Raw genomic sequence first — 18,043 nt, forward strand, 5'->3', positions numbered from 1 at the left:
CATTCCCCAGTACATGAATCCATTCAGGGACTTTGTCTTATTTAACCCAGTTAATTACCGGTAATTCTCGGAGCCAACCAAGGTCACTCTGATATAACTGCCGGATATCCTTTATCCCCAATTGTATCATGGCCAGGCGTTCAATTCCCAGGCCAAAAGCTGCTACTGGTGTTTCTATTCCCAGTGGTTCTAAGACCTCTGGACGGAACATTCCAGATCCTCCCAGTTCAATCCAGCTCTCCTTCTCAGGCAGGTAAATCTCACATTCAGTGGACAGGTAGGTGTAGGGGAAATATGCCGGTCGGAAGCGAACTTCAAAGCCCATCTGATGGTAAAATTCCTTGATTATTCCCAGAAGGTTCTTGAAGTTTATATCATCACTGGCCACAATACCCTCAACCTGGTGGAATTCAGGGAGGTGCTTGTAGGTTATGGTTTCACGGCGGAACACACGACCCACCGAGAACATCTTTAAGGGTGGTTCATTCTCTGCAAGGTAACGGGCTGATACACAGGTGGTATGGGTTCTGAGCACGGATTGCATGGCTACATCAACATCCCAGTGGTAACCCCATCCCTCACTACCGGTGGCACCACCATCTTCATGAGTCTGACTCACCTTCTGCACCATCCCATCTGATGGTAGCCGGGTGCTCTTTGGAGATTTAACATAGAATGTATCCTGCATTTCCCTGGCAGCATGGTCTTGTGGCTGGAATAGGCAGTCAAAGTTCCAGAAGGCTGATTCAAGGATGGTTCCCCTTGATTCAGTGAAACCCAGGTTTAGGAATATGCGACGTATCTCCTGAATGGTCCGCTGAAGGGGATGCATTTTCCCCGGGAATATGAGGGGGTGTTCTGCCTGGATATCGTAACCACGGTAGTGTAAGTTCTTCCAGGAATCAGTTTTAAGCTGGTCATGGGTAAGTTGAGTGGCTTCTTCACGTATTTCAAAACCATGATCCAGGATATTTTGACCTTTTTCAGTAACAATTAAAGTATAACTGGAATTTTTATTTAAATTAATAAGTCCTTTCCTTTTTTTAAGTTGTTGGAATCCTTCGTTAAGGGAGTTTGACAGGCCACCCAGGGTTAAGATTTTGGTGGAATCCATAATGGTCTTAAGGAGGATCTCATCAATACCAGGCTTTTCCAGGGCTTTTTCACCATCTGCAGTAATGGTAACATTTCCTTTATCGAGTACTGCCCAACCTTTCTTCATGATCCATCCAATGGCTATTTTAACTTCGGACTGGTCGATTCCAGATTTTTGGGCCAGATCTTTCATATGGATGGTCTGTTCCTGGTGGAGTGCTTCTAAGATTTTCCTTTCTGGTAATCCTTCCTGAGCATATGTAGATCCTGAAGGGCCCAGGCTGAGCACTTCCTCCACATCACGTTCTATTTCTATGATTCCTTTGGATTCCAGGGCCCCTGAAGCACTCATAACCTGTTTTATGTCAAGTTTTGTACTTTTAGCCACGTTTTCTGGTATGTCCTGGCCTCCTGCTTCCCCCAACGCTTTTAAAACTTTCTTTTCATAGAGGTGCATTTCATTGATTATTTTATCTAACATTTTTGAAACCTCGGTAATCGTTATTTTATTAAGTGAATACTATTTTTTCAGGTAAATTAAGTGATATTATTTCTTTTAGGTAATTAATTGATAATATTTCTTAGATAAATCAAGTGATATTATTTAGTGCTTAAATCAAGTGATATTATCTTTTAGATGATTAAGTGATATTATCCTTTAGATGTTCTTTAGATGATTAACTGATATTATTTTAGATGAATCAAATTGATATTATTTGGTTTAGATGAATATCTATTCTATTTATAGGATTTGGTTATTCATTGCAGCTTGGCTTTATAATCACTGTAGTCATCAAGATAGGCCACCATGATTGATGAGGCAGTAAAATCCGCAGTGGTGCCTGGGTTTAAACCATTGTCTATCAGTTCATGGTCAAATTTTTCCACCAGAGATACTCCCCTACTGGTTAATATTCCACCTTCTTCCAACATAGATTTTGCCCTGGTTCTAACTTCCTCTGCCTGAGGGTCCCCGAACTTGCGACTGATGAGAGTATCTGGAACTTCGGATAGAATGGTCAGGAATGTATGCACCGTGGCCTGGTTGATTTCATATTTTGATTTAATTTTTTTAAAGGTAGGGTATCCTATTTCGAAGGTAACTGGCATTTTATGGGTGAGCTCGTATGACAGTTTATCCCATGCAGATGACATCTTCAGCACATTGAACATGTTAACATTTTCATCCCGCAGTTTCTGGAGAGAACTATCTGCTGCCACATCCAGGTCATCCTGCTGACCCATTCCCCCTGCATCGGCAATATTAATAGCCCGGTAAAGGTTAACCGCATCTTCAGAAGTGGTGGACCTCATAATCTGCTCAATTCGTTCCCTGAAACTATTCCATATTTCAATTGACCCTTCAGTTCCTCTTTGAATCAGGCCAGTATTTTCAGTCCCACTTTCAGAAATACCGATATTTTCTGTTTCACCACTTTTTACATCCTCAAACATCCCTGCCACTACTGAAATAGGGGTGAGTAACATTACAATGCCCAGGTTGGTGTTGTTGGCAACCCAGTGGTCGGTTTCAGTTACCGCCTCCAGGATCAGTTCACCTAAACCCATTTTATCCCATTTTTCGGACCGGTTGCGGTATTTGAATCCCCTTTCTGCAGCTTTTTCCATGGTCTTTCCAATGGCTATTCCACTGAGAAGAAAATCCTCAAAGACCATGTCTGGAAAGTTCCGGGTGCGGTGCACATTACCTGGTTTTGGATGCCCACTCACCTCAAGCACAGAAGCTATCTGAGCACATTTTGCAACATAACTGGATTCCAATGGAGTTCACCTCAAATAAGATTCATAATGATTATTTATTCATGTTTTAATTCCCTTATTCTTACGCAACCCTGTTTTTTTTACAAGATTACTTTTCACAAGATTCACGTCAAAACATTAAATCAACGTCAATGATCAATTAGTAATTAATTAAATCCATAAAATTTAATTAAATCCCTAAATTTAAGGTTAACAACCTTCCTCCAGTTTTCCTTCTAAAAAGTCAGGTGCGAAGTGAGATATAATTAAATCAGCTCCAGCTCTTTTAATTGATAGCAATGACTCATAAATAGCATCGTTGGTGAGATATTCTGCTTCTATTCCAGCTTTTAACATGGAATACTCTCCACTAACCTGGTATGCTGCGGTAGGCATTCTGAACTCTTCTTTAACTTGGTGTATAACATCCAGATATGCCATGGCTGGTTTGATTATTACAATGTCTGCTCCTTCATTGAGGTCTAATTCCACTTCTAAAATGGCTTCCTCAATATTGGCAGGGTTCATCTGATGGGTTTTACGATCACCAAATGATGGTGCAGAACAAACTGCATCACGGAATGGTGCGTAGAAACTTGATGCATATTTAGCAGCGTATGACATGATCAGTGTGTCCTGGAACCCTCCGTCATCTAACATTTCACGGATGGCTTCCACCCTACCGTCCATCATATCTGATGGGGCCACAATGTCTGCACCGGCTTCAGCATGAGAAAGAGCGGTTTTAGCCAGTAAACGCAGGCTTTCATCGTTGAGAATCTCCCCTTTTTCCACTATTCCGCAGTGGCCATGTGTGGTGTACTGACAGAGGCAAACATCGGTAATAACCACCAGATCGGTCTCTTTTTTCAAGCGCCTGACAGTCTGCTGAACTATCCCATCCTCGGCATAGGCTGATGTTCCCAGTTCATCCTTCTCTTCAGGCATTCCAAATAAAAGGACTGATTGAAGGCCCAATTTTTCCAGTCGCTTTGATTCTTCTACTGCATCTTCTAAGCTGTAACGGTACTGGCCAGGCATGGTGTCAATATGCTCGCCTGCCCCTTCTTCCAGTTCTTCTTTAATAAAAAGCGGGTAAATGAAATCTTCCGCGTTTAAGGTTGTTTCTCGGAGAATTTTCCTTATCTGGGGTGTTTTTCTTAGTCTACGCATGCGACGGGTTGGAAATTGCATATTATCACCATATAAATAAATTTGTTAAATATAAAAATTTAACCAAATTAATCTGTTTAACTGGCAAAATCGGGATTTAATAGTGTTGTTCCTTGTTTAGATAAATTAATAAGGAAATATAATATTTTGCTCTGTTTTTAAGAAAGTTCATTGTGGGGAGTTAATATGGTTAACTTGACACTCAAAACTTATCCCTGATTAATATATTCTGAAGATGTTATATTTATTTCAGGGATATTATATTTATTTTTAGCCCCCGATTTCATTAAACCATTATAATTTTCTTTTTTCCAATTAGTCTTAATATTTATCTTTAAAAATAGAATTATGGGGTTTAAACAAGAAAATATGGGATTTAATTAGGGGTGTTATGTTTAATTAAAGGTGGGGGTCATTGGATTTAAAATAGTTAAGGGATTTAATGGGGTCCTTGGATTTAATAAATGGTTTTATGGTATTTAACTAAGTAATCATGTACTTAATGAGAGAATTAAAGTATTAATAGATTTTTTATTAATGAAATTGGCTATTTGTTAATATCTAGAATTTCACTGTAGGGTTTTTTACGGTAGTACCTTTTGGCGTGTTCCACTATCAATGCATGGTATTCCTGATAGATCGGCACATCTACCGGTAAATTATTTTCAAAAAACTTTTTCAAGTCCATGTAAGTTATTTTTTCATCTACCAATCCTAAATTGCTGAAAATCCTTTTGGTGTAAGCATCAACCACAAATTCAGGTTTCCTGTAGGCGTAAAGTAATATGGAATCTGCAGTCTCATTTCCCACACCTTTAACCTCCAAAATTTCACTCCGTGCGGGTGTTTTACCCTTCAGTGACAGGAAAAACTGGCTTATATTTCTAAGATAAACTGATTTCTGGTTTAAAAATCCTGCAGGACGCACAGCATTTTTTAATATTTCATCATCCAGTAAAAGTAATCTTTCTGGATGAATCACATCCAGGTTTTTCAGATTTTCCAGGGCCTTTTCAGCAGATGTCCATGCCGTGTTCTGGGTTAAAATAGTGCCTAAAATAATTTCATACTTCTGTTCTGGTGTTATGGGAAGATCATAATCCAATGGATGATAACCCTGGGTGGCCCCGGTTTTATCTGGATTTTCAGTTTCTAAGTCCATCAATGGCCACCATCCCTGGGGACCATAAATATGGTAAAGTTTTTCATATATCTTGAAAATTATTGATTCTTTCATGAAAAAACCCGGTTATTAGATCATTCTACATCAATGGTATTAACTAAATTTTAGACAAATTTCATAGATCAATTCTGCATCACTGATATTAAATTTTAAATCAAAGTTATAGATTTACATCAAATGTATTAAATCAATTTACTCGTGATTGATCAGTTGCATTAATCTACCAACTAAATCTTTACTAATTCACTCCTTTAAAGATATGGTGAATATGGGGGTGGGAAGTGCATTATTGGGTGTATGTTAGTTACGACGGGTGTATTATATACTGGAATAAATTAATAGAATACACGGAGTAATAATAATGATAATTAAGTGTGATAAATGTTTTTTAAGAGAATGGAAGTCTTCGGATGTTCCTAGTTTAGTAACCAATGCCAACAACCCCAGTATTGCAGCTAACATGAGGGATGGCTTCCCCTATCCCTACACCCCAGAACATGGTGAAGCATGGATCAATATGGCTGGCAGTGATGATCCACAGCATAATTTCGCCATTACCATTAACAACCAGGCAGTGGGAGGCATAGGACTTGCTCCCGGTAATGACATAGAACGGATATCAGCCGAACTTGGGTACTGGTTAGGTGAGAATTACTGGGGAAATGGAATAACCTTTTCTGCCATAAAAGGAATCCTGGAATATGGATTCAACCAATTAGAACTCGAAAGGATATTCGCCAAACCATTTGAACATAACACTGCTTCCCGGAGAGTGTTGGAGAGGAATAATTTCATTCAGGAAGGTATTTTAAAAAAAAGTGTTATTAAACACAATACAATCTACAACCAGGCCTTGTATGCCATTACAAAATCAGTGCATGAATGATATGGATATATTTTTTTGGATAACTTTTTAGGTGATAAGATGGAGAAAAGAATCGAAAACAATGTTTCAAGAACTGCTGAATTTACCTGTTTAATAAGAGCTTTCTCTTTTCATGAAAAATCCCCCCAATATAAGAGCTTTGATAACATAGCTCCTAAATTGATTCCTAAATTTCTTTCACCTGTTGTTAAAATTGATTTTCTAAGAAATATTTTTAAAAAGAGATTTTTCCCTCCGGGTATGTATGAATATGTAATTGCCAGAACAAAGTTCATTGACACCGTTTTTCAAGGGGCAATTTCCAAAGATTTTGATCAAATATTGATATTTGGTGCTGGCTTTGATTCCAGGGGAATTCGTTTTCAAGGCTTAAACCAAAAAACAGTATTTTTCGAATTGGATGCTCCAGTTACACAAAAATCAAAAATTCATCAACTTAAAAAGAGGGGAGTTGTAATAAATCCAAACATAGTCTTCATTCCCATTGATTTTAATAAAGAATCTTTTAAAGACAAATTATTGGAATATGGGTTTGATAGAAATAAAAAATCTCTCTTTATTCTGGAAGGCTTAACAATGTATCTGGACAGTGCGGCCATTGATAATACATTTAATATAATAAATGAATTTGCAGGAGCAAGTAGTGAAATTGTTTTTGATTATATCTACTCCTCTGTTTTAAGGGGTGAAAATATTTACTACGGTGAATCTGAAGTTTTCAAAGAGGTTAAAAAAGAAAATGAACCCTGGTCTTTTGGAATAGAAAAAGGGGAACTGGGATCATTTTTAGAAACTAAAAATCTTCAGTTAATACGAAGTTTAACCTCCGAAGACTTGGAAAGAGAATTTTTTAAAGATGAAGATGGAAACATAATAGGAAAAGTTAATGGCACGCACTGCATTGCTTACGTAAGGAAATAAACCTGTAACTTATACTATGGGATTGTAACAGTTTTGTATAGCAAATAAAAACCTATTCACATCTTTTTTTGTAAATTCTAAATTACTTTACATAAAGTTGTATTGATAGGAATAGTGCAATATTTAGGGATAAAGTCATAGTAAAAGTCCATTCACCTACTGAAAATTGAGTGATATAATAAAAGAGGACAGAAAACTGTAATATTAAAAGAAAAATCATAATAATAGCATAAGTCCATGAAACTTTAACTTTTTTACCATTATGATAAAATCCAAATATAGAAACCATCAACCCTAAAGTAATTCCATATAAGAATATAGGATCACAATAAACATCAAAACCTGCTAAACTACCGATAATTATAATTAAACCTATAAAAACTAATTTTAGTTTTTTATTATTTTTTAACGTAATGATTTCAGTGGATTTAAAATATTTGTTACGGATCTGATTAACTATATACATGGTAGATAACAATGCAATGATTAAACTAAGATAAAAATCTCCTATATATAACGAGTTATAGAATATATAAATTACTAGAAACCATTGAACCACAATAACACAAAACATTGCCAAAACATAACTTACTGTAACTTTAACAGTTGAATCTTCACTAAAAAATCCATATATAAGCGTCATGATACCTAACGTGATACAAATTAAGAAAAAGGTAGAATTAGACCGCAAATAAATTATTAAAAATGTTAATATTATTCCAATCCCACAAATAGCAATTAATGTTTTGTCTTCATCCATAAAACTTCTTTTTTCAAACAATATATAAAAAACTTTTTTCTAATATTCAATACATCAACCATGAACAAAAAAAATCCCAAAATCTAAAAAAAGTCTTTCAAATTTTTTATTCTTATAATTCCATTTTAATTCCATCTATACCAGTTAAATGGTCTCATTTTTTTGAAGGATAATTCTTACTTCTTCAAAGTATTCTTCTAAAAACTTAGAGTGATACTCATTGGTTCAGTTTAAGATATATAGTACCGATAAAAATAGTAAATAAAATACCAAAATTCTATTTATCTCATTCACCTAACCTTTAATTAATTATCCTATTTCAGCCAATATTTAATTAATCATTCGTAAAGTCAAAATTAATTAATTATCATAATATAACCAAATATTCATTTAATAATCTCAATTCACCTAAAATCGTAATTAAAAATTAGGAAGTTGATTTAAATGGCCGGAAACACCACAGGGAATTTATTCAAGGTAACCACCTTCGGGTCCAGCCACGGCACTGCACTGGGGGCAGTGGTTGATGGTTGCCCAGCGGGTTTGGAACTATCATCTGAGGATATACAAAGGGAACTGGATCGCCGGAGGCCAGGGACCAGTAAAATCACCACTCCCCGGGGAGAAACAGATCAGATTGAACTTTTATCCGGGATTTTTCAGGATAAAACAGATGGCACACCCATAACTGGTGTGGTGTACAATAAAGATGCTGATTCCTCTGCATACGAGCCCTTCCGTAATAAACCAAGGCCAGGTCATGGTGATTACACATGGACTGCCAAGTACGGATTTTATGATTACCGTGGAGGTGGCCGTGGTAGTGGCCGAACTACCATTGGCCATGTGATTGGTGGAGCAGTGGCCAAAAAGCTCCTGGAACAACTGAATATCCGTGTGGTTTCCCACGTAACCCAGGTGGGTGATGTGAAGGCCCAGCACGTTGCTTACAGCAATATTGAAGAGTACGCAGGACAGAACATGGTGCGTTGCGCTGACCAGAAGGCTGCAAAAATCATGGAAGATAAGATCCTGGATGCTAAGGAAAAAGGAGATTCTGTAGGTGGTGTGGTGGAAACCATAGCTTTCGGTGTTCCTGCCGGACTGGGAGAACCGGTTTTTGATAAACTCGACGCGGATCTAGCCAAGGCACTAATGGGAATCGGAGCAGTGAAAGGTGTGGAAATAGGATTTGGCTTCCAGCTAGCAGAATCAACGGCAAGTGTCACCAACGATGAGTACTACCTGGAAGAAAAACAGATCAAAACCACTACCAACACCAGTGGTGGCATTGTGGGTGGGATATCCAACGGTATGCCAATTGTAACCAGAATGGCAGTCAAGCCCACCCCATCCATCAGTACAATTCAAAAAACAGTTGACCTGGAGAAAATGGAAGAAACTGAAATCCAGATAAAAGGCCGACACGACCCGTGTATCTGTCCCAGGGTCACTCCAGTGGCTGAATCTGCCGTAGCTATGGTTTTAGCAGATCATCTTCTCAGATCAGGTTTTATAAATCCCAGACATATATAATGGTTTTCTATAAATGGTGGGTTTCAACTTCTTTTAAATAATATTTGACTTTATTTTTTTTAGTTTTTTATTTTTTTACCATTTCAGGATCATAATCCTGTGGAAAGGGATTTTTCACTGGATATGGTTCATTGCTACGGGATTTCCCGAATATGGGGTTTGTAATCGCTTTTTCAATTTGTGGGGCCAGTTTTTTTAGTATGGTGATTCTAAATACGTATTTATCTTTGGGTTTACCTTTATTATCGATGTAAAATGGATCATATTCAAATACTAAACATGGTAATTTGGATAAAAATCTCCCACATTTATTGTATTGAACATGAAGGTTTCTGATATGTATCAGGGCATATTTACCTGTACAGACATAATTTCTCATTCCATTATTGAGATAATACCGGCTTATCTTGATATATTTTTCACGTATCTCTAAATCATACCCAGTCCATGTTGAAAATCCAATTATCTTTCTAAGGTCATAACCACATTTAAAACAGAAATTAATGTTTAAATACATATTGTAACAGTTTGGGCAACATTTTCCAATTTTTGAATAGTCTAAATCTTCTGTTCGGCAAATAAGGTAAATAATAAAAAATACAGCTAATAAAACAAGTGAAAGGTAGATTGCAGCCATACCCATGTATAAATACGATGTGATTACAATAATTGGCACACAAGTTACACCAATAATTACAATAACCAATTTCTTTAAATTTTTTTTCTCCAGTTTATACAGATCATGAAGATCTCTTCCACAGTAAGGACACACATATTCCTTCTTTTTTAGTTCCACACCACATTCCGGACAGAACATAGTAGTAACTCCTATTTTTTTAATCAGTCTGGATATTTTCTGAACCAGTCTGGATATTTTCTGAATATTTAATAGTTTGAAATAATTTTTATTATTTATGAAATTTATTTTCCTAATTATTTTCTAATTCATTGAAGATTATTCATAGATTAATGTGAATTTATGGGTTAAATATCCTTGATTTGTTATTTTTTTGTTCTATTACGTTTAACATAATTATTTCATCCCATTGTCACTCATCCCCTTTTTAATTCCATTTCCCATTTTTCCAATTTTTATATCCACTATACAATAAAATTTTTTAAAAAAAAACTCAGTTCCTAAAAAAGGATAACACATTAATATTGTGGGTGATTAATAAATCATATATTTGAAAAATTAAAAAACCAATAATTGAGGTGATTAAAATGGTATCATGCCCTAATTGTGGAACGGAAAACGATGAAAACTCTAAATTTTGTCAAAGTTGTGGCCAAGAGATTATTAAAAAACCTGCTAGTGAAAACATTGAAGTTAATGAAAACATTGAGAAATCCAGTACATTACTCATTGTTTTAGGTTATATCCTTTCAATTTTAGGAATATTTTCCATAGGCATACTTTCAGTAATCAGTCTTATAATTGGAATTGTTCTCTATCGTAGAGGTGGCAAAGATAAAACTCATGGTATCATTATTGCTGCAATTTCAGTGATTATCCTTTTACTGGTTATTATGGCTATTGGGGGCCTCTTAGTCTATCGGGCCTACTTCTACAACCCTGTATGAGTGGATATGTAAATGGTAAATGGAAAAAGAGTGCAGTGTTGAAAGACGAGTGCTGTGCTATATATATCAATCAATAAATTTACTTTTTTATTATTCTTTATCATTAATCACTGGTGTTTTAGTACAGGCAACCATTTGCCTGAGTTTCTGGCATTTACGGCTCTTACAGGACTCTTTCTCTTCGTGCCAGGAGTAATGTTTGCAGCTTTCATACTGGCAGTGGTAATGCTCCCGGCACATGACCGGACTTTGGTTTAACTTTACTTTCATCTAGAAAATCACCATTAAATCGTAACTTTTAGTTTAATGCAGAATAAGAAGTTTAAGCCTCGGGGGGGATTTGAACCCCCGACCACGAGATTACGAGTCACGCGCTCTACCAGACTGAGCCACCGAGGCAGATCAATTTTATTCATTAAATGTCATTTAAAATTTTCTTTATTTTAGATTAAGTTTTTTTTTTTTTGAATGTAATTAGTATTGGATGCCACTCACCTTTTAGGTAAGTTTTGGTTAATTCGATGAGGTTTTTTTGATTGTTTTAAGGTATGGTTGTTGATTTGATGAGTTTTTTGATGGATTTAAGGAACGGTTTGATGTTTTAATATTTGTCCAGGGTCTCCTGTTTGGATCGGAAAATATCCAGATCTATAACCATCCCATCCCGGGCAGCAATGGTTTTAACACCAGTTTCTTTGCTGATTTTGTTGGCCTCATCTACCGGGTGGTCGGTGATGAGTTTCATTCCCAGGTGGGTCATAATGGCCAATTTGGGTGAAGTCTCCTCCACCAACAACTGGAATTCATCCGCACACAGATGACCCCGAATTTTCTCATTTCCTGGTCGAATTACACTGGCAATAAGCACATCTGCATTCTGGTGGTGTTGATGAAGTTCTTCAAAGTAGGCAGTGTCTGATGTGTAGGATAGGGTAAATTCATCCCATTCCATGCGAAAACCAATGTTTTTAGGGTCACCATGTCTGGTGGGAGTGGCAGTGATTTTAAGATCATCTATCTCTAACTTCGCACCAGCTTCTAAAACTTCCACCCGGGGTTTAGAAAGATGATAATGGGATATGCATGGGCCCCATTGCTTGTATCCATTGATAACACTTTGACTACCAATTACCAGTCCCCGGTTCCTGGTCATGCCCCTGGTCATGGCCTCAATTAAGACCTCAGCATCGCTATAGTGATCGGTGTGGGAATGTGATACCAGGATTCCGTGGAGTTTAAGGGGGTTCACACCGAACTGGTAACTTCTTACCAGTGCCCCAGGACCCGGATCCAGGTGCAGGTTTTTACCATCTATACCGTCGATTCTAAATCCGCCGGTCATCCTGCGCTGAGTTATAGTGGCGAAAGCGTCCGCCACCACTTCCTAAAAAAGTTAGCTTCATGTTATTTACCTTTGATTTAAGTTACAATTTAAATATATCCATTTTGTATATGAAATTTAATTGAAGTTTAGTATTTTGAAGTTCTTCTTATTATATTTTTTAACTTGCAAGTTCTAAATTTTTAATTTGCAATTTATCAATCAATTCTGACTATTAAACTTCACGAACAATGTTAAACTTCAATTTTTCCCATAATTTCCTGTTTTTGGTTTTTGCAAGTATTTTGGTTTTTTTCCAGTAAGTTAAGGGTTATTTCGAATTTAACCTTTTATTGGTCTGATTTACAGAGTATGATATCACAGCTTAGGCCTGTTTTATCCTTTTTAATGCAAAGGTTTTCATCTTCAATTATCACCAGATCACCCCGGTTAAGGGATGTGTGATCACTCAGTTTCATGGTGATAGTTTCTCCTGGACCAGCAAGGAGTTCCCACTTGGTATTCAAGGCCTCCACACCGGGTGAAAGGATTACTTCCACTTCATCTCCTTCTGTTTTACGAACCCTTCCCACTTCGCCCTGGGTTAAAATTCGTGAAGCCATTTGAATATCTCTTGATTTTTCTAACATTTCCTGTTTAAGATCTTCACGCCATTTTTGCAGTTGTTTAACATCAGCAATCATGGTTGTTCTCAAAAGTTCCATGGCCTGTTTATGGTCCAGCTGGGGGTGAACAGTGAAAATATCATATTGGCTGCTCACAGTAGGTGTAAGTTGTGCCACATCTTCCATAATGTTCCTAAATATTTTACCTACTTCATTCAGGCTTGTTTTTGATTTCCAATGTTTTTTAAGGTGTTTATTGGCGATTTCCTTGGTAATTTTGTTTCCAAAGATAACAATTGAGCTTTGACCGCTTTTGACATTTTTTATTTCAGATCCAGTAAGTTCGACCTGGTGGTAACCACTGCTGGTACCGTATATCCGTTTACGCCTGGTTTCAAGAGTAGTTCGAAGTTTCACCTCACCCACTAAAACTTCACCAAGATTACGCACTTTTTCAACATTATCCGTTATTTTCAAATTTATTTCCAGTTCTTTTGCTCTTTTATGGAGTTCTTCGGTGGTTTTTATTTTACCGGTGTACATCTCTTCTTCTAGTAGTTCTCTCTGTTCTTTGTCTCCCAAAAAACCGATACTGCGTTTGTCACCGGCCATCACGCAACCTTTACTTCCAACGTATGTTATAATCAGGCTCATTACATCACCTTTATAATTGTTTATACTATCTTCAATGTTTAAAGATGTTTATTAAAAATAATGGGAATAGCTCTTTCGCTGCATCAAGGACAATATCTATTGATAAAAATAGGAATATAATAACCTTTTCATAATTACTTTTTCATAGTGGAGAACAATATAAATTTTTTTAATTATAGGCCATTTCATGATGGTTTTAGGATTAAATTATTCGTATTGTCGTTGTTATCATATTATTTTTATTATTCATCATTCTATTATTCATGCACCTCATTTATCCTCTTCCATGAATGGAACCTTGAATTTAAAGATACATTTATCAGAACCATCAGCAATGGTAGCTTTTTTTTCTACATCCCCTTCCATACCAGTCCAACCAAATGTTTGTTGCATTATTGACTGGCAATTAAGGCAGAACACTGGTTTTTTCTTGGCATCTTCAATCCAGGGGCAGTTAAGGAATTCAAATAGATGCACACGGCCTTTGGCTTCAATTTTGGTTTGAACACCAAAATCTGCAAAGAGTTTAGCAACCCAATCAAGGTAGGCATTGTAGATACTTTCCAAGTCATTTAAATTCTGTTCTTCAACAATATCTCCCAGTTCAAGCTCAAAACGGGGCCGCATATCTTCTTCCAGACGTGATGCGAATATGTTCAGGAGAGTGTCTCTGATTTCAGCATCGGACTGATCTGCAGTGGTAGGCAGGGAGTTGAGTATGAAATCATAAAAATCTGCCAGAACCTGTTTTTTAACAGTTTCGCTCTTTTTTTGGTCTTCAGCATGTTTATAAAGAGCCATTTCTATATTGGCATTCAATTCACTCTTTTTGAATGGTTTGATTATGTATCCATATGGCTCGGTCATACGTGCCCTTTCCAGGACCTCCTCATCGGAATATGCTGTCAAGTAGATTACCGGGATATCCAGCTGGTTACGTATTTTAGCAGCAGCTTCTATACCATCCATACTTCCTTTCAGGACAATATCCATTAAAATCAGCTCTGGTTGCTTATTTAGTGCTGTTTGTACTGCATCCTCCCCAGTGAAAACAATATCCACTACTTGATGACCCAGGTCTTCTAATTTTTGTTTAATACCCATTGCAACTATTGCTTCATCTTCAACCACAAGTATACGGGATTTGGTCATCAGATCCGCTCCTTATATTTAAGTTCCTCAAACTCAATAGTAAATTCTTTATTATCTTTATTCAGTGTAATTGTTCCATCTAACTGATTTACAAGGTTAGAAATTAATTTCATTCCCAGGGTATCAGTTTCATTTAATTTAATGTTATCTGGGAATGGTTTCCCGTTATCTCGAACAATTAACTGGTATTTATCCCTGTTTTTTGCGGATAATTCCAGATATATCTCTCCTTTTCCCTGGGGAAACGCGTGTTTCAGGGTGTTTGATATTAACTCATTTATGATAAGACCGATGGGAATTGCAGTTTCAATACTTATTATAATATCCTTTATCTGCATGTTGATTTGGATTTTCTCTGGATCCACACCATATGAGTTGAAAAGGTCATCAATAAGGTTTTTCACATAAGTGGCAAATTTAATGTTGGTTAAATCATCAGATTGGTACAGATTTTCATGTATAAGTGCTATGGAAAGTATGCGATTCTGACTTTCCCGGTATAAGTCAATGACGCGTTGATCATCAATTTGAGCAGATTGTAAACTTAGAAGGGTGGATATGATCTGCAGGTTGTTTTTCACGCGGTGGTGGATTTCCCTGAGTAATAATTCCTTTTCCTTTAATGATCTCATTATCCTGTCTTCAGCCAGTTTACGTTCAGTTATGTCACGTCCCACACCTACAAATGCTTCTAAATTTCCTTCATCATCCATTATGGCCTTATCTGCCCATGCAATCCAGCGCCATCCATTCATGGTCAGCATGCGGTGTTCTAAGAAAACAACATAGGGAGGACGTCGCAGTTTTCCCAGTGCTCTTTGAGTTTTTTCCTGTTCTTCCTGGTGTACCATGGGTAGGAAGTTACTTCCTATAATGCTATCCTCAGTACGTCCCAGAACTTCGCAGTAGGAGGGGCTGGCAAAGAGAACTTTCCCATCTGGATCGAATTTTACCACCATATCGGTCTGGTTTTCAACCAGGAGCCGATATTTTTCCTCACTTTCTTTTAGGGCATTTTCCATCTGCTTCTGTTTGGTGAGATCCCTCCCTGTACCGAAAATAATGTTACTGTTACCCAGCTTTACAGGGGTGATGGTTAATTCCAGTATCTTAAGTTCATCATTAATTTTAAGGGGTAATTCTACTATTTCTCCAGTGGACCATTCTTTAATATCAAATGGTTCTGATTCAGGAGCAATGAATTGATAAATTTTATGTTTAAGGATTTGGGATGGTTTTGTTTCCAGAAAATCCACTGCAGCCTGGTTAAAATTTATAAAAACACCTTCATCATTAAAAACTAGGATGGGGTTGGTAGTTTTTTCAAATAATGCTCTGTATTTTTTTTCACTTTCCAGGAGAGCTTCCTGTGCTTTCTTCTTTTCCAAGTGTTCCTGTGCTTCTTTCAGAGCTCTTCGAACAGCATATCCTAATTTAGAAAGGTTATGTTTGAGTACGTAGTCTGTAGCTCCTTTTTTCAACATTTCCACTGCAAATTCTTCCCCTATTTTTCCACTGACGAATATAAATGGTATGTGGGATGATTTCTCTTGAGCTATGTGAAGTGCAGAGACACCATCAAATTGTGGCAGGGAGTGGTCTGCCAGTATAATGTTGGGTTGCCATTTTTCCACTTCCTTCACGTATTCATCTTCACTCTCAACACGATGACTAACAAAATCGAAACCTTCTTTTCTAAGTTCTCGTTCTATTAATTCCGCGTCTAAAGGAACGTCTTCCAGGATCAGAACTTTAATTTCTTCTTCCATAAAATCACTAGGGAGTTGCACCTTTTTAGGGTTATTATTCTGTTATGCCTGACTTTATTCCCTAAAATGGGTTATTTACGCTATTGTCAGCGTTTTTATTTTTAGTATACGTATTAGGAATATTTATTCCGTATAATGTACTGGGTTATTCTAATTCATGAATAAGTGATTATATCCCTGAATATGTGATTATTCCAATGAATTAGGGGGATTGTTAATGAGCATCCAGTAAAATCCGAGGGTGGATACTGCTTCAATGAAATCATCGAATTCCACTGGTTTACTGACGTAGCTATTTACTCCTAACTTGTAACTTTCCACTATATCCCGGTCTTCCTGGGATGAAGTTAGAACAACCACGGGTATGCGGTTGGTTCGTTCATCTGCTTTGATTTTCTGTAAAACTTCCAGCCCATCCACTTTCGGCATTCTCAAATCCAATAATATGAGCTTTGGAAAGTTTTCAACATCTCTATGGGCAAACTGTCCTGTGGCAAATATGAATTCCAGAGCTTCCGCTCCATCTTTCACCCAAACTACTTGATTGGCCAGATTTTTCCTTTTAAGTGCCCTCATGGTGAGTTCGGCATCGGTGGGATTATCTTCCACCAGTAAAATATCAGCCTCTTCAAAATCCATTAATACACCTTCCTTGGGTCGTTAATCTATTATTGCTGTTATTTTATGAGTTCATTAAAATCTTTTCTAAATAATCTTATTTAGGCTTATCTTTGGGTAGGGTGAAATAAATGGTTGCACCACCATCCACGGATCCTTCACCCCAAACACGTCCACCGTGCCGTCTTACAACCCTTTGAACAATGGAAAGCCCAACCCCAGTTCCCTCAAATTCTTCAGGACTGTGCAGCCTTTGAAAGAGCCCAAAGAGTTTGTTAATGTATTTCATATCAAAACCAGCTCCATTGTCCTTGACGTAGTAAATGACTTCTTTATCATCTAATTTACTGCCCACCTCAATTATAGCCGGGTCCTGGTTGCGTGTGAATTTGATGGAATTACCAATGAGGTTTTGAAATACCTGTCCCATCATGGCCCGGTCGGCATAGGCAGGAGGGAGGTTGCCCACAGAGAATTGAATGTTTCGCCCTTCTACATCTGTCTGGAATTCATTATAAACACTCTTTGCCAGGGCTGCCATGTCCAGTTCATTGAGTTTCATCTCCTGACGGCTGGCTCTGGATAGGAGGAGAATGTCATCAATAAGGTGTCCCATTTTAGAGGTATTATCCCTTACAATGTTCAGGAGCCTTACTCCCTCTTCATCCAGTTTATCCTCATAATCCTCCACCAATATCCGTGAAAAACCATCAATGGCTCTTAATGGAACTCTCAAGTCATGTGATACGGAATATGCAAATGCCTCCAATTCCTGGTTGGCATCTTCCAGTTTATCAGTTTGAACCTTTAATTTCTGGTTTAATTCATTGAGTTTTCTTACCTTTTCAATCCTTTCGGCGAGAATAGCCACCAGAACCACTACAATAATAAGCATTAATAAAAGGAAGTAATCTTCATTGGGAGGAACATTCAAAACGTTGTAAACAGGTTCTAGGGCATATATAAATGAGATTAACACTGGGTTAAAGACCATATTTTACCTC

The 18,043-nt window shown here is 37.2% G+C and carries 17 protein-coding genes and 1 tRNA gene; 4 read left to right on the forward strand and 14 right to left on the reverse strand.

Annotated elements, in window-relative coordinates:
• Window positions 1–37: 37 nt before the first annotated feature.
• The 4 genes from pheS to A994_RS10345 form a co-directional block, all read right to left on the reverse strand.
• Window positions 38–1,576 (reverse strand): phenylalanine--tRNA ligase subunit alpha, encoded by a 1,539-nt coding sequence (pheS, locus tag A994_RS10330; protein ID WP_004031523.1) that lies wholly within the window; start codon window positions 1,574–1,576, stop codon window positions 38–40.
• Window positions 1,577–1,854: 278 nt separating this feature from the next.
• Window positions 1,855–2,877, reverse strand: a complete 1,023-nt coding sequence (locus tag A994_RS10335; protein WP_004031524.1) for a triphosphoribosyl-dephospho-CoA synthase — start codon at window positions 2,875–2,877, stop codon at window positions 1,855–1,857.
• A gap of 189 nt (window positions 2,878–3,066) precedes the next feature.
• On the reverse strand, window positions 3,067–4,050 hold the full coding sequence (gene hemB / locus A994_RS10340) for a porphobilinogen synthase (protein ID WP_004031525.1): 984 nt from the start codon (window positions 4,048–4,050) through the stop codon (window positions 3,067–3,069).
• 526 nt (window positions 4,051–4,576) lie between these two features.
• Entirely contained in the window at window positions 4,577–5,266 is a 690-nt protein-coding gene (locus A994_RS10345) for an endonuclease III domain-containing protein (protein ID WP_004031526.1), read from the reverse strand.
• A gap of 307 nt (window positions 5,267–5,573) precedes the next feature.
• Here A994_RS10345 and A994_RS10350 point away from each other — a divergent pair, with 307 nt between their 5' ends.
• Window positions 5,574–6,098 (forward strand): GNAT family N-acetyltransferase, encoded by a 525-nt coding sequence (locus A994_RS10350; RefSeq protein ID WP_004031527.1) that lies wholly within the window; start codon window positions 5,574–5,576, stop codon window positions 6,096–6,098.
• Window positions 6,099–6,137: 39 nt separating this feature from the next.
• Window positions 6,138–7,019 carry a class I SAM-dependent methyltransferase gene (locus tag A994_RS10355; protein WP_004031528.1) on the forward strand — a complete coding sequence of 294 codons (882 nt, stop codon included), beginning with the start codon at window positions 6,138–6,140 and terminating at the stop codon, window positions 7,017–7,019.
• An 82-nt stretch (window positions 7,020–7,101) separates the two neighbouring features.
• On the opposite strand, the gene A994_RS10360 is transcribed toward A994_RS10355, so the two are convergent.
• Window positions 7,102–7,779 carry a hypothetical protein gene (locus tag A994_RS10360; protein ID WP_004031529.1) on the reverse strand — a complete coding sequence of 226 codons (678 nt, stop codon included), beginning with the start codon at window positions 7,777–7,779 and terminating at the stop codon, window positions 7,102–7,104.
• Between the two features lie 444 nt (window positions 7,780–8,223).
• On the opposite strand from A994_RS10360, the gene aroC reads away from it, so the two are divergent.
• A complete protein-coding gene (aroC, locus tag A994_RS10365) occupies window positions 8,224–9,315 on the forward strand; it encodes a chorismate synthase (RefSeq protein WP_004031531.1) in 1,092 nt (363 codons plus the stop codon).
• 67 nt (window positions 9,316–9,382) lie between these two features.
• Here aroC and A994_RS10370 read toward each other — a convergent pair whose 3' ends face one another.
• Window positions 9,383–10,132: a zinc-ribbon domain-containing protein gene (locus A994_RS10370; RefSeq protein WP_004031532.1), complete on the reverse strand. Its 750-nt coding sequence runs from the start codon at window positions 10,130–10,132 to the stop codon at window positions 9,383–9,385.
• Window positions 10,133–10,539: 407 nt separating this feature from the next.
• Between A994_RS10370 and A994_RS10375 the strand changes: the two genes are divergently transcribed.
• Window positions 10,540–10,899 (forward strand): zinc ribbon domain-containing protein, encoded by a 360-nt coding sequence (locus A994_RS10375; RefSeq protein ID WP_004031533.1) that lies wholly within the window; start codon window positions 10,540–10,542, stop codon window positions 10,897–10,899.
• Between the two features lie 90 nt (window positions 10,900–10,989).
• Here A994_RS10375 and A994_RS10380 read toward each other — a convergent pair whose 3' ends face one another.
• From A994_RS10380 to A994_RS10415, 8 genes are all read right to left on the reverse strand, one after another.
• Entirely contained in the window at window positions 10,990–11,169 is a 180-nt protein-coding gene (locus A994_RS10380; protein WP_048204220.1) for a hypothetical protein, read from the reverse strand.
• Between the two features lie 55 nt (window positions 11,170–11,224).
• Window positions 11,225–11,298: transfer RNA gene (locus A994_RS10385), tRNA-Thr, on the reverse strand.
• Between the two features lie 202 nt (window positions 11,299–11,500).
• Complete coding sequence (locus tag A994_RS10390; RefSeq protein ID WP_004031534.1) at window positions 11,501–12,280, reverse strand: MBL fold metallo-hydrolase; 780 nt, start codon at window positions 12,278–12,280, stop codon at window positions 11,501–11,503.
• Window positions 12,281–12,570: 290 nt separating this feature from the next.
• Window positions 12,571–13,500: a DUF2121 family protein gene (locus A994_RS10395; RefSeq protein WP_004031535.1), complete on the reverse strand. Its 930-nt coding sequence runs from the start codon at window positions 13,498–13,500 to the stop codon at window positions 12,571–12,573.
• Between the two features lie 270 nt (window positions 13,501–13,770).
• Window positions 13,771–14,652, reverse strand: coding sequence for a methanogen output domain 1-containing protein (locus A994_RS10400; RefSeq protein WP_004031536.1), 882 nt, complete (start codon window positions 14,650–14,652; stop codon window positions 13,771–13,773).
• On the reverse strand, window positions 14,652–16,421 hold the full coding sequence (locus A994_RS10405; RefSeq protein WP_004031537.1) for a response regulator: 1,770 nt from the start codon (window positions 16,419–16,421) through the stop codon (window positions 14,652–14,654). Before A994_RS10405 ends, A994_RS10400 begins: the two co-directional genes overlap by 1 nt.
• Before the next feature lie 189 nt (window positions 16,422–16,610).
• Window positions 16,611–17,060: a response regulator gene (locus A994_RS10410; protein ID WP_004031538.1), complete on the reverse strand. Its 450-nt coding sequence runs from the start codon at window positions 17,058–17,060 to the stop codon at window positions 16,611–16,613.
• Between the two features lie 76 nt (window positions 17,061–17,136).
• Window positions 17,137–18,033, reverse strand: a complete 897-nt coding sequence (locus A994_RS10415; RefSeq protein WP_004031539.1) for a sensor histidine kinase — start codon at window positions 18,031–18,033, stop codon at window positions 17,137–17,139.
• Between the last annotated feature and the right edge of the window lie 10 nt (window positions 18,034–18,043).

Origin of the sequence: Methanobacterium formicicum DSM 3637, assembly GCF_000302455.1 — an archaeon.
Lineage (GTDB): Archaea > Methanobacteriota > Methanobacteria > Methanobacteriales > Methanobacteriaceae > Methanobacterium > Methanobacterium formicicum_A.